The sequence below is a fragment of the Pseudomonas paraeruginosa PA7 genome (assembly GCF_000017205.1).
GTDB classification, from domain to species: Bacteria; Pseudomonadota; Gammaproteobacteria; order Pseudomonadales; family Pseudomonadaceae; genus Pseudomonas; species Pseudomonas paraeruginosa.
Genome location: NC_009656.1, coordinates 1171594 through 1186412 on the forward strand (window position 1 = coordinate 1171594; position 14819 = coordinate 1186412).

Here is a 14819-nt window from a genome sequence, read left to right on the forward strand (position 1 = left end):
GCGCGGATCCGTGCTGCAACTGTCCGTTCCGCCAGCTTTCCCTCTCGAAAAGGTCGCCTCTGCGACATTCGCTGTCGTGTCCCCGCGCGTCGCACTCGCCTAAGCTTGGCGGGTCCAATTGTTTCGAGAGTTTTCATCCATGCAAGAACGCATCCCGGATGAGCTGACCCTGCCGGAGCTCACCCTGCGAGGCCTGATCCTCGGTGCGCTGATCACCGTGGTCTTCACCGCTTCCAACGTCTACCTCGGGCTGAAGGTCGGCCTGACCTTCGCCTCGTCGATCCCGGCGGCGGTGATCTCGATGGCGGTGCTGCGCTACTTCACCGGCGCCAACATCCTCGAGAACAACATGGTGCAGACCCAGGCCTCGGCGGCCGGCACCCTGTCCTCGATCATCTTCATCCTTCCCGGCCTGCTGATGATCGGCTACTGGAGTGGCTTCCCGTTCTGGCAGACCGCGGCGATCTGCTCCATCGGCGGCATCCTCGGGGTGCTCTACACCATTCCGTTGCGCCGGGTGATGGTGGTGCAGAGCGAACTGCCCTATCCGGAAGGCGTGGCGGCGGCGGAAATCCTCCGCGTCGGCAGTGATGGCGGCGAGCCGGAGGAGGGCGCCGCCGCGCCTCGCGACGACGGCCGCGCGCCCGGCCTGCGCGACATCCTCGGCGGCGGCCTGGTGGCGGCGCTGTTCAGCCTGTGCAGCAGCGGCTTCAAGGTCTTCGCCGAAGGCTTCAGCGTCTGGCTGAGCGCCGGGCAGGCAGCATTCCGCCTGTCCACCGGTTTCTCCCTGGCGCTGGTCGGCGCCGGCTACCTGATGGGCATCACCGCTGGCATCGCGATTCTCGTCGGCGTGGTGATCTCCTGGGGCGTCGCGGTACCGCTGCTGACCGTCAACAGCCTGCCGGCCGACGGCCAGAGCCTGGCGGACCTGGCTTCCCAGCTATGGAGTTCGCAGGTGCGTTTCCTCGGCGCCGGGACCATCGGCGTGGCCGCGCTGTGGACCCTGGCGACCCTGTTCAAGCCCATGGTCCGTGGCGTCTGGGCGTCCCTCGGGGCGGTACGCGGCAACGCCCGGGCGAGCGGCCAGCGCACCGAGCTGGACATGCCGGCCAGGTGGATCCTGCTGATCGTCGGCGCATTGCTGGTGTCGCTGACCGCGGTCTTCGGGTATTTCCTCGGCGAGGCCGCGCCGGACATGGCGCGGCCGGCGTTCTGGAGCCTGGTCGCGGTGTGCGTGGTGTTCGCCTTCTTCTTCGGCTTCCTGATCGCCGCCGCCTGTGGCTACATGGCCGGCCTGGTCGGCTCGTCGAGCAGTCCGATCTCCGGGATCGGGATCATCGCGGTGATCCTGGTGTCGCTGCTGATCCTTGCCTTCGGCAGCGTCGAGGGCGACCTGCTGCAGCGCCAGGGCGGCAAGCTGGCGATCGCCCTGGCGCTGTTCACCACCTCGGTGGTGCTGGCCATCGCGGCGATTTCCAACGACAACCTGCAGGACCTCAAGACCGGCTACCTGGTCGGCGCCACTCCCTGGCGCCAGCAGGTCGCGCTGATCGTCGGCTGCATCGTCGGCGCGCTGGTGATCCCGCCGGTGCTGGAACTGCTCTATGGCGCCTATGGTTTCACCGGCACCCTGCCGCGTGACGGCATGGATCCGAACCAGGCGCTGGCGGCGCCGCAGGCGACCTTGCTGACGGCGATCGCCAGCGGGATTTTCCACGATGCGCTGAACTGGAACATGATCCTGATCGGCGTCGTGCTCGGTATCGCCCTGATCCTCGTCGACCTGCTCCTGCGCCGCACCGGCAAGGCCTGCCTGCCGGTGCTGGCGGTGGGCCTGGGGATCTACCTGCCGCCGACCATCGGCATGACCCTGGTGGTCGGCGCGCTGCTTTCCTGGCTGCTGGAAAACGCCCTGAAGAAGCGCGCGGCGGCGGCCGGGACCGACCCGGAAAGCTACGCCGAAGTGCCGAAGCGGCGCGGCGTGCTGCTGGCCTCGGGACTCATCGTCGGCGAGAGCCTGATGGGCATCCTTCTCGCCGGGGTGATCGGCACCACCGGCGAGGACGCGCCGCTGGCGCTGGTCGACGCCGGCTTCGCCGGCACCGCCCAGTGGCTGGGGCTGGCGGTATTCGTCGCGGTCTGCGTGCTGTTCTACCGGCGCGTGCTGGCGCGCTGAGGGATTCGCGGCTGCAAGCAGAGGGGAGGCCGCTAGCGTCATTGCCCGCGCTCAGGCCGGCTGCCCCTCCCTTCAGGGACAGGGCTGGGAGAGGAGGCGGCACGACCTGCGCGCCCCCTTTGCGTACGCTCAACGCACCAGGTGAAGGAATTGCAGGTGCCGCTCGTACTGGTCGAGCATGTCGTTGATGATCTGCTCCCTGGTGTAGCCCATCAGGTCGTAGTCCTGGCTGCCCTCGGCGAGGTGCACCTCGGCGCGGAAGTAACGGCGGTTCTTCAGGTGCAGGCCGCCCATGCCGGCGCGGGCGAAGGATGGGGTGAAGTAGCCGCGCATCAGCACCTGGTAGAGGAAGCGGTGCTGTTCACCATGGCCGATCTCCAGGCTCAGCGAGGCGTTGCCCGGGTCGAGCTGGGCGTCCACCGCCAGGCCCTTCTCGCGGAACACTTCGGAGACTTCGCTGATCGCCGGGCGTACCACGTCGTTCATGAAGCGATACACCTCGTCCCGCGAGGGGAAGTGCACCGCCTGCGAAAGGCGCCGCTTCCAGCCGCCGGAGCGCTTGCCGTTGCCGCTCATCAGCGGCGCCAGGGAGTGGGTTCGCGCGCGTTGCCGCTGCGATTCCAGGTAGAAGGCCTTGTGCAGGCCCCACATCATCAGCAGCAGGATCAGCGAGAAGGGCAGCGAGGTCAGCACCACCGCCGACTTCAGCGCGTCGATGCTGCCGGCGAACAGCAGCCCGCCGGTGACCAGCGCGGTGACCGAGCCCCAGAACACCCGTAGCCACTTCGGCCCGTCGTCGTCGGCGTTGCCGCCGTGGGCGGAGAGGGTGGACAGGACCACGGTCCCGGAATCCGCCGAGGTGACGAAGAAGACGAAGCTGACCAGTACCGTGACGGTGATCACCGTGCGGCTCCAGGGATAGTTCTGGAGCATCTGGTAGAGCGCCATCGACGGTTGCTCGATGGCCACCCGACCGAGCTCGCTGGCGCCGCCGAGGGCCTGGTCGAGGGCGCTGTTGCCGAAGATCGACATCCACGCCAGGGTGAAGCCGAGCGGGATGAACAGCACGCCGAAGACGAATTCGCGGATCGTCCGGCCGCGCGAGATGCGCGCGATGAACAGGCCGACGAAGGGCGCCCAGGCGATCCACCAGGCCCAGTAGAACACCGTCCACGAGCCCAGCCAGTCGCTCGGGCCGCCGTAGGCGTAGAGGTCGAAGCTCTTGCCCGGCAGGTGGCCGAGATAGTCGCCGACGTTCTGCACCAGGGTGTTGAGCAGGTGCTGGGTCGGCCCGGCGAACAGCACGAACAGCAGCAGGCTGCAGGCCAGCAGCATGTTGATATCGGAGAGGATGCGGATGCCTTTGTCGACCCCGGAGATCGCCACCGAGATCGCCGCGCCCATCATCAGCGCGATGAGCACCATCTGCACCGGGTGGGTGTGCGGGATGGCGTAGAGGTAGTCCAGTCCTGAGTTGAGCTGGAGTACGCCGAAGCCCATGTCGGCGCCGAGGCCGAACACCGTGGCGATGATGCCGAAGCAGTCCACGGTGTAGCCGATCGGCCCGTTGATCCGCTTGCCGATCAGCGGGTAGAGCGCCGAGCGCAGGGCCAGCGGCAGGTTGTGGCGATAGGCGAAATAGGCCAGGGCCATCGCCACCAGGGCGAACACCCCCCAGCCGTGCAGGCCCCAGTGCAGGAACAGCAGTTCCATGGCCTGCCGCGCGGCTTCCTGGGTACCGGCCTCGCCTTGCGGCGGTTGGAGGAAGTGGGTCAGCGGCTCGGACACGCAGAAGAAGAACAGGGTGATGCTGATGCCGGCCGCGAACAACATGCCGGCCCAGGACAGGTAGCTGAATTCCGGTTCGTCGTGGTCGGCGCCGAGCTTGATCTTGCCGTAGCCGGAGAGCGCGGTGACGACCACGAAGATCAGGTACAGGGTCATCGCCAGCAGGTAGTACCAGCCGACGGTCTGCGAGGCCCAGGTCTGCGCGGCCAGCAGCCATTCGCCGGCGCGCTGGGGAAAGCCTATGACCACCGTGGCGAACAGCAGGATCAGGACCGCCGCGCCGTAGAACACCGGTGGGTTCATGCGGATCGGCGGGGGCGTGGCGGGGGTAGTGGAGGGCGATTGTGCGTCAGTCAAAACAGGCTGGTCTCCTCGTCCTTAATTTGATCAAGCGTTCAATATAAACACGATCAAGGGCCGCGGAGCCAATCCTTCGGACGTATGGATCCCCTCGGCGGGGCGCTTTTTCCCGCACGTTCGCCGAAGGTTTTCCTCAGTTCGCCACCAGTCCAAGGCGCAGCCTGGCGGCCTGCGCATCCCCTCCGGCCTGCTCGGTAGCCAACTGCAGGAGCAGGGCCTGGACCTGCTCCAGGGACGGCGCACCTGGCTGGCCGAGCAGGCGCCTTACACCAGCCAGAGAAGGGTCTGGCGTCGCGCCGCCAAAATTCAGATGTTGCGGTAGGATTTCATCCCGTCCGCTGACCAGCAGGGCGAAGTGGACGACGTTTTCCAGTTCGCGGATGTTGCCGGGCCAGGGATAGCGCTCGAGGACCTCCTGGGTCTCCACGCCGATCACCGGCACCGGGAGTTCCAGGCGCTGGGCATAGACGCCGACGAAGTATTCCGCCAGCGGCAGGATGTCGCCGGGCCGCTCGCGCAGCGGCGGCAGGCTCAGGCGGCCGTCGTGCAGGTATTGCCGCAGGCCTTCGAGGAACTTGCCGGCACGCACCGCCTGGTTCAGGTCGACGCTGGTGGCGGTGACCAGGCGCACGTCGTGGGGCAGCGGCTGCTGCGCGCCGACCCGCAGCACCTCGCGTTCCTCCAGCGTTTGCAGCAGCTTGGCCTGCAGGGCCAGCGGCAGGTCGGCGATCTCGTCCAGGTACAGGGTGCCGCCGTTGGCCGAACCGAACCAGCCGGCGCGGCTGCCGACCGGGCCGTTATGGGCGCCGGGGGCGTAGCCGAACAGCTCGGCTTCGGCGTGGTTGCTACTGAGGGCGCTGCAACTGACCGCGACGAACAGCCCGGCGCGTTCGCTGTGGCGGTGGATCTGCCGGGCGAGCAGTTCCTTGCCGGTGCCGGTCTCGCCTTCGATCAGCACCGGCTGGCTCTGCGGCGCTAGGCGCTCGAGTTCTTCGCGGACCCGGTGCGAGCGCGGGTCGAAGAACACCAGGGCCTTGGCGCGGATGCTCAGCGGACTGCGATCGGCGTCGGGGAAGGTCAGGGGCGCGGGGTGTGGTTTCTCGCTCATGGGTAACTCCTTGACGGCACGGGGCGCCTCCAGCGCCTGCGCCGCGACGACGACCGGGACGGCTGCGGGCGGGGACCGTTCCGGAAAAAGAAACGCCGGTGCAAGTCATGCGACACCGGCGTGAACAAGGGGCGCTGCAACGGCGCCCAGCGTGGGAGTCGAGGTAGGATCAGAAGGCCGGAACCACCGCGCCGTCATATTTCTTCTCGATGAAGGCTTTCACTTCCGGGCTGGTCAGCGCGGCGGAAAGCTTCTTCAGGGCGTCGCTGTCCTTGTTGTCGGGGCGCGCCACCAGGTAGTTGACGTAGGGTGAGTCGCGGTCCTCGAGGATCAGTGCGTCCTTCGCCGGGTTGAGCTTGGCTTCCAGTGCATAGTTGGTATTGATCAGATCCAGGTCGACCTGGTCCAGCACGCGCGGCAGCAGGGCCGATTCGAGCTCCTTGAACTTCAGGTTCTTCGGGTTCTCGGCGATGTCCCTGGGCGTGGCCAGGGCGTTGTTCGGGTCCTTCAGCTTGAGCAGGCCGGCTTTCTGCAACAGCAGCAGGGCGCGCCCGCTGTTGCTGCCTTCGTTAGGGATGGCGACGGTGGCGCCTTCGGGCAGGTCGGCCAGTGACTTGTATTTCCTCGAATAGCCGCCGAAGGGCTCGACGTGCACGCCGACCACGGTGACCAGGTTGGTGCCCTTGCCTTTGTTGAAGTTCTCCAGGTACGGCAGGGTCTGGAAGTAGTTGGCGTCCAGGCGTTTCTCGGCGACCTGCACGTTGGGCTGCACGTAGTCGGTGAACACCTTGATCTGCAGGTCGACGCCTTCCTTGGCCAGGGTCGGCTTGATCAGCTCGAGGATTTCCGCGTGGGGGACCGGAGTGGCGGCGACGATGAGCTTTTCCGCGGCGCTGGCGGACACGCTGATGACGGAGGCCAGGGCGGTCAGCAGAAGCAATTTTTTCATTCCTAGATCCTTGTAGGGCTGTTTCCGCTGCGGTGCGCAAGGCGGGAGTCGAGTTGCCGGGGCCGGAAGGGCGGGTCTGGAGGGAGATTAGCGATTCTTTTTATTCCATAAAAATATTATTTGTTTATTTTTATATTCATTATTTGAATAATGAGCGGCTGAGGCAATTTGTCTCGCGACAACCGACCACAGCGGGACGGTCTAGGCTAACGGGTAAGATTTTCGTACCGGATTGCTCTGCATCAAGGCGGGCAGGCCGGGAATCTGCTTGCGACCCTTCCCGCACTCCTGCCGGCCAGGGCTGCGGTCGCTTTCCAATGACAAGAACGATAGCTGAAGGATGTGTTCCAAAGCCTTGCGCGAACGGCGCGCGAGGAAGCACGGCCGAATCCGCACGTAAGCCGGAAGGGCCGAGAACCTGAAGAGGAGTTGCCATGTTCGGATTGGAGGCTATCGACCTTGCCCGCATCCAGTTCGCCTTCACCGTGTCCTTCCACATCATCTTCCCGGCGATCACCATCGGGTTGGCCAGCTACCTGGCGGTGCTGGAAGGGCTCTGGCTGAAAACGAACGAAGAGGTCTACCGCGACCTCTATCACTTCTGGTCGAAGATCTTCGCGGTCAACTTCGGAATGGGCGTGGTGTCCGGCCTGGTCATGGCCTACCAGTTCGGCACCAACTGGAGCCATTTCTCCGATTTCGCCGGATCCATCACCGGGCCGCTGCTGACCTACGAGGTGCTCACCGCGTTCTTCCTCGAGGCCGGCTTTCTTGGCGTCATGCTGTTCGGCTGGAACCGCGTCGGGCCGGGGCTGCACTATTTCGCCACGGTGATGGTGGCGATCGGCACGCTGATTTCGACCTTCTGGATCCTTGCCTCCAACAGCTGGATGCAGACCCCGCAGGGCTTCGAGATCGTCGACGGCCGGGTGATCCCGGTGGACTGGCTGGCGGTGATCTTCAACCCATCGTTCCCCTATCGCCTGCTGCACATGTCGGTCGCCGCGTTCCTCGCCACCGCCTTCTTCGTCGGCGCCTCGGCGGCCTGGCACCTGCTGCGCGGGCGCGACAACCCGGCGATCCGCAAGATGCTCTCGATGGCCATGTGGATGGCGCTGATCGTCGCCCCGGTGCAGGCGGTGATCGGCGACGCCCATGGTCTCAACACCCTGGAGCACCAGCCGGCGAAGATCGCCGCGATGGAAGGCCACTGGGACAACAGCAGCGGCGAACCGACCCCGCTGATCCTGTTCGGCTGGCCGGACATGCAGCGCGAGGAGACCCGCTTCAAGGTGGAGATCCCGGTGCTCGGCAGCCTGATCCTCAAGCACAGCCTGACCGAACCGATCCCGGCGCTGAAGGATTTCCCGCCGGAAGACCGGCCGAACTCCACCGTGGTGTTCTGGTCGTTCCGGATCATGGCCGGCCTCGGCATGCTGATGATCCTGGTCGGTGTCTGGAGCCTGTGGCTGCGCTGGCGCGGCCAGGACCGCCTGTTCAACTCGAAGGCCTTCCTGCGCCTGACCCTGCTGATGGGCCCTTCCGGACTGATCGCGATCCTCGCCGGCTGGTTCACCACCGAGATGGGTCGCCAGCCCTGGGTGGTCTACGGGCTGATGCGCACCGCCGATGCCTCCTCGGCGCAGAGCGTGACGCAGATGAGCCTGACCCTGCTGACCTTCGTGGTGGTGTACTTCTCGCTGTTCGGCGTCGGCATCGGCTACATGATGCGCCTGGTGCGCAAGGGCCCGGTCACCCACGAGGGACGCGAGACCAACCCCGGCGGCGCCGGGCAGAAGCGCACCCCGGCACGGCCGCTGTCGGCCGCCGGTGAAGGCTTCGACGAAGAACACGACGGCCACGACCAGGACAAGAGGAACTGAGACATGGGTATCGATCTTCCCCTCATCTGGGCGGTCATCATCATCTTCGGCATCATGATGTACGTGGTGATGGACGGTTTCGACCTCGGCATCGGCATGCTCTACCCGTTCTTCAAGGACAGCGGTGACCGCGATGTGATGATGAACACCGTGGCGCCGGTCTGGGACGGCAACGAGACCTGGCTGGTGCTGGGCGGTGCGGCGCTGTTCGGGGCCTTCCCGCTGGCCTACGCGGTGGTCCTGTCGGCGCTTTACCTGCCGTTGATCTTCATGCTCGTCGGGCTGATCTTCCGTGGCGTGGCCTTCGAGTTCCGCTTCAAGGCCAAGCCGGCCAAGCAGCACATCTGGGACAAGGCGTTCATCGGCGGTTCGCTGGTGGCGACCTTCTTCCAGGGCGTGGCGCTGGGTGCCTTCATCGAAGGCATCCCGGTGGAGAACCGCAGCTTCGCCGGCGGCTCGCTGGACTGGATCGCACCGTTCCCGCTGTTCTGCGGCCTGGCGCTGATCGTCGCCTACACCCTGCTTGGCTGCACCTGGCTGATCATGAAGACCGAGGGCCGCCTGCAGGAGCGCATGCACGACCTGGCGCGTCCGCTGGCGCTGGTGCTGCTGGCGATCATCGGGGTAGTCAGCCTGTGGACGCCGCTGGCCCACGCCGAGATCGCCGCGCGCTGGTTCAGCTTGCCGAACCTGTTCTGGTTCCTGCCGGTGCCGATCCTGGTCCTGGTGACCTTCTATGCGCTGCTGCGCTCGGTGGCCAACAACGACCATGTGAAGCCGTTCGTGCTTACCCTGGTGTTGATCTTCCTCGGCTACAGCGGCCTGGGCATCAGCCTGTGGCCGAACATCATCCCGCCGGCGGTGAGCATCTGGGAGGCCTCGGCGCCGCCGCAGAGCCAGGGCTTCATGCTGGTCGGCGCGCTGTTCATCATTCCCTTCATCCTCGGCTACACCGCCTGGAGCTACTACGTGTTCCGCGGCAAGGTGAAGCACGGCGATGGTTATCACTGAGGAGGCGCCGCACATGGTCCGTACGCCGAGTCATCCCGAACGAGACACCGCGGCCAAGCCGCCGCTTTGGCGGCGCCTGGCCTGGCTGGCGGGCATCTGGACCGCCAGCGTGCTGGCCCTGGGCGTCGCCGCCTGGCTGATGCGCCTGTTCATGAGCGCGGCGGGGCTGGGGGTTCCGCACTGATCGAGGATCCCATCCGGGGCGCTGCGGCGCCCTTTTCCGAGAGCCCTCCGCCGGAGGGCTTCTTTTTATCCGCTGTGTATCGCCCCAGCGATTAAGCGGAATCGTCGTGTAGGGCGGATAACGCCACAGGCGTTATCCGCCGATCCGCCATTGCCTCGGGTTGCGCCGAGGGGCATCAGTCCTCGCGGCCTCTGACCCGTGCCAGTTGCTCCAGTCGCCCCAGGTAGTCGCGCGGGGTCTCGCCGAGCAAGCGGCGGAACATGCTGCTGAAGGCCCGCGTACTGCCGTAGCCGAGGTCGCGGGCGACCACCTGCACGCTGTCGCCGGCCAGCAGGCGCGGCAGGGCTTCGGTCAGGCGCAGTTGCTGGCGCCACTCATGGAAGCTCATCTGCAGTTCCTGGGCGAACAGCCGCGCCAGGGTGCGCGAGCTGGCGCCGACCCGCAGGCCCCAGTCATCGAGGGTCAGCCCCAGCTCCGGCTGTTTCAGCAATGCCTGGCAGATCGCCTGCAGGCGGCGGTCGCGGGGCATCGGCAGGTACAGCGGCATCCGTTCGAGGTTGGCGATCTCGCTGAGGATCAGCCCCTGCAGGCGCTGGCGGAAGTCGTCCAGGCGCGGCTGGCTCTCGAGGTGGATGGCGCGCAGGATCATTTCCCGCAGCAGCGGCGTCACCGCCAGTACGCAACAGTCGCTTAGCGGTGTCGGTGTTTCGGGTTGCTCGATGAACAGGGTGCGCATGTGCACCTCGCCGGACATGAATATCTCGTGCTCCACCCGGGGCGGAATCCATACCGCGCGGGTCGGCGGGATCACCCAGGCGCCGTGGTGGGTGGCCAGGCGCATCAGGCCGCGAGCGGCGTAGAGGAACTGCGCCTGCGGGTGGAAATGCCGCCCCAGCTGGTGGCCGTCGGGGAAGTCGAGGGAGATGGCGGCCAGCAGGCCGTCCGGGCGGTGCTCGATCAGCATGTCCGTTTCGATGACCTCGCTGTCCTATCTGCGCTTTTCGGTCAACCTATCATGCCCGGGTCATGACGCCCATTCCCCACCGACCATTCAGGCCGCACGCCATGAACCGACCTCGAACCGTTATCCGCTTCATCAACGCCGCGCATGTCATCGACCACATGTTCATGCTGATCTTCCCCGCCGCCGTGCTCGGCATGGCCGGCAGCTTCGACCTCGACTACGCCGGGCTGATCGGCCTGGCGCTGGGCGGCTTCATCGCCTTCGGCGCCTGTTCGCTGCCGGCCGGCTGGCTGGGCGACACCTGGAGCCGGCGCAGCATGATGCTGCTGTTCTTCTTCGGCATCGGCGCCGCCGCGGTGCTCACCGGGCTGGCCGGCAGCGTACCGATGCTGGTGACCGGGCTGACCCTGATCGGGGTATTCGCCGCGATCTACCACCCGGTCGGCACCGCGATGCTGGTGGCTCACGCCGAGAACCGCGGCCGCGAGATCGGCATCAACGGCATGTGGGGCAACCTCGGGGTGGCCTTCGCCGCGCTGCTTACCGGTTTTCTCACCGCGCACTTCGGCTGGCGCGCGGCGTTCATCCTGCCCGGCGGGGTGGCCATCCTGCTCGGCATCGGCTTTTTCCTCTGCGTGCGCGAGGAGCCATCGCCGCACCTGTCGGCCAAGGCCGCGGCGCGTGGCGAGGACAGCGAGGGCCTGTCGATGCGCCGGGTGTTCGGCGTGCTGGCGCTGGTCACCGCCACCGGCGGGGTGGTGTTCAACGCCAGCACCGTGACCTACCCGAAGCTGTTCCAGGAGCGCCTGAGCGACCTGCTGGCGTCGCCGCAGACCCTCGGCGTGGTGGTCAGCCTGGCCTATGCCTTCGGCGCGGTGGCGCAACTGATCATGGGCCGCCTGATCGATCGGCTGAACCTGAAGTTGCCGTTCGTCTTCCTCACCTTCTGCCAGGTGCCGCTGCTGTTGGCCCTGGCCTACGGCCACGGCAGCGCGGTGGTGCTGTTCGGCGCGCTGTTCATGTTCGCGGTGTTCGGCCAGGTGACGGTGAACGACGCGATGGTCGCCCACTTCGTCGCGCCGCAGTGGCAGGCGCGGGTCTTCGCCCTGCGCTATTTCCTGTCGTTCGGCGCCAGTGCGGCGGCGATCCCGATGATCGCCTTCCTCGAACCGCGGCAGGGACTGGTGGGGTTGTACCTGGTGCTGGCAGGCTTCGCCGCGCTGACCTTCGCCGCGGCGCTGGTGTTTCCGCGCCCGGCGCGTAGCGCCGCGGTGGGTGCCTGAGGAAGAGGGCGCCCGGACCGCGCGATCCGGCCGGGCGCCGATGGCTCAACGCCGCGTCAGAGCAGTTCGACCGCCACCGCGGTGGCTTCGCCGCCGCCGATGCACAGCGAGGCGACGCCGCGCTTGCCGCCTTTCTGGCGCAGTGCGTTGATCAGGGTGAGGATGATCCGCGAGCCGGTGGAGCCGACCGGGTGGCCTTGGGCGCAGGCGCCGCCATAGACATTGACCTTGGCATGATCGAGGCCGTGTTCGCGCATGGCGAGCATGGTGACCATGGCGAAGGCTTCGTTGATCTCGAACAGGTCGACGTCGTCCTTGCTCCAGCCGGTCCTGGCGAACAGATTGGTCATCGCGCCGATCGGCGCCAGGGTGAACTCGCTCGGGTCCTGGCTCTGGGTGGCATGGCCGACGATTCGCGCCAGCGGCTTCAGGCCACGGCGCCGGGCTTCCTCGGCGGTCATCAGGACCAGCGCGGAGGCGCCGTCGGAGATCGAACTGGCATTCGCGGCGGTGATGGTGCCGTCCTTGCGGAACGCCGGCTTGAGGCTCGGGATCTTCTCCAGGTTGGCGGTCAGCGGTTGCTCGTCGTCCTTCACCACGGTCTCGCCCTTGCGGCTGGTGACGGTGACCGGGACGATTTCCGCCGCCAGCGAGCCATCGGCGATGGCGGCCTGGGCGCGCCTGAGCGATTCGATGGCATAGGCGTCCATCTCCTCGCGGGTCACGCCGTACTTGTCGGCGGTCTCCTGGGCGAACGAACCCATCAAACGGCCAGTGCGGGCGTCCTCGAGGCCGTCGAGGAACATGTGGTCCTTGATCTCGCCGTGGCCCATGCGCAGGCCGGTGCGGGCTTTCGGCAGCACGTAGGGCGCGTTGGACATGCTTTCCATGCCGCCGGCGACCATCACCTGGTTGGTGCCGGCCTTGAGCAGGTCGTGGGCCAGCATCACCGCCTTCATCCCCGAGCCGCACAGCTTGTTGATGGTGGTGCAGCCGGTGGCGGCGGGCAGCCCGGCCTCCAGCGCGGCCTGGCGGGCCGGCCCCTGCTTCAGGCCGGCGGGCAGGACGCAGCCCATGATCACTTCCTGCACGTCGTCGGCGGCGATGCCGGCGCGCTGCACCGCCTCGCGGATCGCGACGGCGCCGAGTTCGACCGCGGAAACCCCGGCCAGGCTGCCCTGGAAGCCGCCCATGGGAGTGCGGGCGCCGGCGACGATGACGATATCGGACATGGAACGTTACCTCTTGTTCTGGATAGGGTCTGAACGATTCAGTGAGCGGATTCTATCTTGTGACCGAGAGGGTCCGAAAGGTCACGGGGCAAATCACTCTTTTGACTGATGAACAAAGCCCGCCGACGGCTCTAGAGTCGGCCTCATCCTGACAACGAACCCGCTCCCAGGTGTACGCCCCATGCTGAAGACCCGTCTCATCCCGGCCGCCGCCGGCGCTTATCAGTATCCGTTGCTGATCAAGAGCCTGATGCTTTCCGGCAGTCGTTACGAAAAGAGTCATGAAATCGTCTACCGCGACCAGGTGCGCTACAGCTACGCCACCTTCAACGAGCGTGTCGCGCGACTGGCCAACGTGCTCAGCGAAGCCGGGGTAAGAGCCGGCGACACGGTGGCGGTGATGGACTGGGACAGCCATCGCTACCTGGAATGCATGTTCGCCATCCCGATGATCGGGGCGGTGCTGCATACCATCAACATCCGTCTCTCCCCGGAACAGATCCTCTACACCATGAATCACGCCGAGGATCGTTTCGTGCTGGTCAACAGCGAGTTCGTCCCGCTCTACCAGGCAGTGGCGGGGCAGCTGGCCACGGTGGAGCGGACCATCCTGCTCAGCGATGGCGCGGAAAAGAGCGCCGAACTGCCCGGGCTGGTCGGCGAATACGAGTCGCTGCTGGCCGCGGCCAGCCCGCGCTACGACTTTCCCGATTTCGACGAGAACTCCATAGCCACCACCTTCTACACCACCGGCACCACCGGCAATCCGAAAGGGGTGTATTTCAGCCACCGGCAACTGGTCCTGCACACCCTGGCGATGGCCTCGACCATCGGCAGCCTGGACAGCATCCGCCTGCTCGGCACCAGCGATGTGTACATGCCGATCACCCCGATGTTCCACGTCCACGCCTGGGGCACTCCGTACGTGGCGACCATGCTCGGGGTCAAGCAGGTCTACCCCGGGCGTTACGATCCGGAACTGCTGGTCGAACTGTGGAAGCGCGAGAAGGTCACCTTCTCCCACTGCGTGCCGACCATCCTGCAGATGGTGATGAACGCCAGGGCCGCCCAGGGCGTGGATTTCAAGGGCTGGAAGGTGATCATCGGCGGCAGCGCACTGAACCGCTCGCTCTACGAGGCCGCCAAGGCGCGCGGTATCCAGCTGACCGCCGCCTACGGCATGTCGGAGACCTGCCCGCTGATCTCCTGCGCCTACCTCAACGACGAACTGCTGGCCGGAAGCGAGGACGAGCGCACCACCTACCGGATCAAGGCCGGCGTGCCGGTACCACTGGTGGATGCGGCGATCATGGACGAGCAGGGCCGCTTCCTGCCGGCCGATGGCGAGTCCCAGGGCGAGCTGGTGTTGCGCTCGCCATGGCTGACCCAGGGGTATTTCCGCGAACCCGAGCGCGGCGAGGAACTCTGGCGTGGCGGCTGGATGCACACCGGTGACGTGGCGACCCTGGACGGCATGGGCTTCATCGAGATCCGCGACCGCATCAAGGATGTGATCAAGACCGGCGGCGAGTGGCTGTCCTCCCTGGAGCTGGAAGACCTGATCAGCCGCCATCCGGCGGTGCGCGAGGTGGCGGTGGTCGGCGTGCCCGACCCGCAGTGGGGCGAGCGACCGTTCGCCCTGCTGGTGGTGCGCGAGGGTCAGGAACTCGACGCGCGCGGGCTGAAGGAGCACCTCAAGCCTTTCGTCGAGCAGGGCAACATCAACAAGTGGGCGATTCCCTCGCAGATCGCGGTTGTTACCGATATTCCCAAGACCAGCGTCGGCAAGCTGGACAAGAAGCGCATCCGCATCGAGATCGCCCAGTGGCAGGAAGCCGGCAGCGCCTTCCTGTCGACCGTCTGACAGGGCTTTCCTACACC

Annotated in this window: 11 protein-coding genes; 6 read left to right on the forward strand and 5 right to left on the reverse strand. The window is 66.3% G+C overall.

Annotated elements, in window-relative coordinates:
* Positions 1–139: 139 nt before the first annotated feature.
* Positions 140–2176, forward strand: coding sequence for an OPT family oligopeptide transporter (locus PSPA7_RS05580; RefSeq protein ID WP_012074471.1), 2037 nt, complete (start codon positions 140–142; stop codon positions 2174–2176).
* 129 nt (positions 2177–2305) lie between these two features.
* Here PSPA7_RS05580 and betT read toward each other — a convergent pair whose 3' ends face one another.
* The 3 genes from betT to PSPA7_RS05595 all read right to left on the reverse strand — a co-directional run bounded on the left by betT (position 2306) and on the right by PSPA7_RS05595 (position 6381).
* Entirely contained in the window at positions 2306–4267 is a 1962-nt protein-coding gene (gene betT / locus PSPA7_RS05585) for a choline BCCT transporter BetT (protein ID WP_023442573.1), read from the reverse strand.
* Between the two features lie 190 nt (positions 4268–4457).
* Positions 4458–5432, reverse strand: a complete 975-nt coding sequence (locus PSPA7_RS05590; protein ID WP_003148865.1) for a sigma 54-interacting transcriptional regulator — start codon at positions 5430–5432, stop codon at positions 4458–4460.
* A gap of 169 nt (positions 5433–5601) precedes the next feature.
* A complete protein-coding gene (locus tag PSPA7_RS05595) occupies positions 5602–6381 on the reverse strand; it encodes a MetQ/NlpA family ABC transporter substrate-binding protein (protein ID WP_003148863.1) in 780 nt (259 codons plus the stop codon).
* Between the two features lie 434 nt (positions 6382–6815).
* Between PSPA7_RS05595 and cioA the strand changes: the two genes are divergently transcribed.
* The 3 genes from cioA to PSPA7_RS05610 are packed head-to-tail and all read left to right on the forward strand — an operon-like array spanning position 6816 to position 9459.
* Complete coding sequence (gene cioA / locus PSPA7_RS05600; RefSeq protein ID WP_012074473.1) at positions 6816–8264, forward strand: cyanide-insensitive cytochrome bd quinol oxidase subunit I; 1449 nt, start codon at positions 6816–6818, stop codon at positions 8262–8264.
* Positions 8265–8267: 3 nt separating this feature from the next.
* Entirely contained in the window at positions 8268–9275 is a 1008-nt protein-coding gene (gene cioB, locus PSPA7_RS05605) for a cyanide-insensitive cytochrome bd quinol oxidase subunit II (protein WP_003093053.1), read from the forward strand.
* A gap of 13 nt (positions 9276–9288) precedes the next feature.
* Positions 9289–9459, forward strand: coding sequence for a DUF2474 domain-containing protein (locus PSPA7_RS05610; protein ID WP_003148860.1), 171 nt, complete (start codon positions 9289–9291; stop codon positions 9457–9459).
* Between the two features lie 175 nt (positions 9460–9634).
* On the opposite strand, the gene PSPA7_RS05615 is transcribed toward PSPA7_RS05610, so the two are convergent.
* The gene (locus tag PSPA7_RS05615) at positions 9635–10423 is read right to left on the reverse strand and encodes an AraC family transcriptional regulator (protein WP_012074474.1); all 789 of its coding nucleotides are present in this window, start codon (positions 10421–10423) and stop codon (positions 9635–9637) included.
* A 101-nt stretch (positions 10424–10524) separates the two neighbouring features.
* On the opposite strand from PSPA7_RS05615, the gene PSPA7_RS05620 reads away from it, so the two are divergent.
* On the forward strand, positions 10525–11706 hold the full coding sequence (locus tag PSPA7_RS05620) for an MFS transporter (protein ID WP_012074475.1): 1182 nt from the start codon (positions 10525–10527) through the stop codon (positions 11704–11706).
* A gap of 56 nt (positions 11707–11762) precedes the next feature.
* Here PSPA7_RS05620 and PSPA7_RS05625 read toward each other — a convergent pair whose 3' ends face one another.
* Entirely contained in the window at positions 11763–12938 is a 1176-nt protein-coding gene (locus tag PSPA7_RS05625) for an acetyl-CoA C-acyltransferase (RefSeq protein WP_012074476.1), read from the reverse strand.
* A gap of 181 nt (positions 12939–13119) precedes the next feature.
* Here PSPA7_RS05625 and PSPA7_RS05630 point away from each other — a divergent pair, with 181 nt between their 5' ends.
* Positions 13120–14802 carry a fatty acid--CoA ligase gene (locus PSPA7_RS05630; protein WP_003148856.1) on the forward strand — a complete coding sequence of 561 codons (1683 nt, stop codon included), beginning with the start codon at positions 13120–13122 and terminating at the stop codon, positions 14800–14802.
* Positions 14803–14819 lie beyond the last annotated feature (17 nt).

What these genes read in the sequence shown, in the direction of transcription:
- PSPA7_RS05580 (WP_012074471.1), top strand. Translation starts at nt 140, where the DNA reads ATGCAAGAACGCATCCCGGATGAGCTGACCCTGCCGGAGCTCACCCTG.
- betT (WP_023442573.1), bottom strand. Translation starts at nt 4,267, where the DNA reads ATGAACCCACCGGTGTTCTACGGCGCGGCGGTCCTGATCCTGCTGTTC.
- PSPA7_RS05590 (WP_003148865.1), bottom strand. Translation starts at nt 5,432, where the DNA reads ATGAGCGAGAAACCACACCCCGCGCCCCTGACCTTCCCCGACGCCGAT.
- PSPA7_RS05595 (WP_003148863.1), bottom strand. Translation starts at nt 6,381, where the DNA reads ATGAAAAAATTGCTTCTGCTGACCGCCCTGGCCTCCGTCATCAGCGTG.
- cioA (WP_012074473.1), top strand. Translation starts at nt 6,816, where the DNA reads ATGTTCGGATTGGAGGCTATCGACCTTGCCCGCATCCAGTTCGCCTTC.
- cioB (WP_003093053.1), top strand. Translation starts at nt 8,268, where the DNA reads ATGGGTATCGATCTTCCCCTCATCTGGGCGGTCATCATCATCTTCGGC.
- PSPA7_RS05610 (WP_003148860.1), top strand. Translation starts at nt 9,289, where the DNA reads ATGGTCCGTACGCCGAGTCATCCCGAACGAGACACCGCGGCCAAGCCG.
- PSPA7_RS05615 (WP_012074474.1), bottom strand. Translation starts at nt 10,423, where the DNA reads ATGCTGATCGAGCACCGCCCGGACGGCCTGCTGGCCGCCATCTCCCTC.
- PSPA7_RS05620 (WP_012074475.1), top strand. Translation starts at nt 10,525, where the DNA reads ATGAACCGACCTCGAACCGTTATCCGCTTCATCAACGCCGCGCATGTC.
- PSPA7_RS05625 (WP_012074476.1), bottom strand. Translation starts at nt 12,938, where the DNA reads ATGTCCGATATCGTCATCGTCGCCGGCGCCCGCACTCCCATGGGCGGC.
- PSPA7_RS05630 (WP_003148856.1), top strand. Translation starts at nt 13,120, where the DNA reads ATGCTGAAGACCCGTCTCATCCCGGCCGCCGCCGGCGCTTATCAGTAT.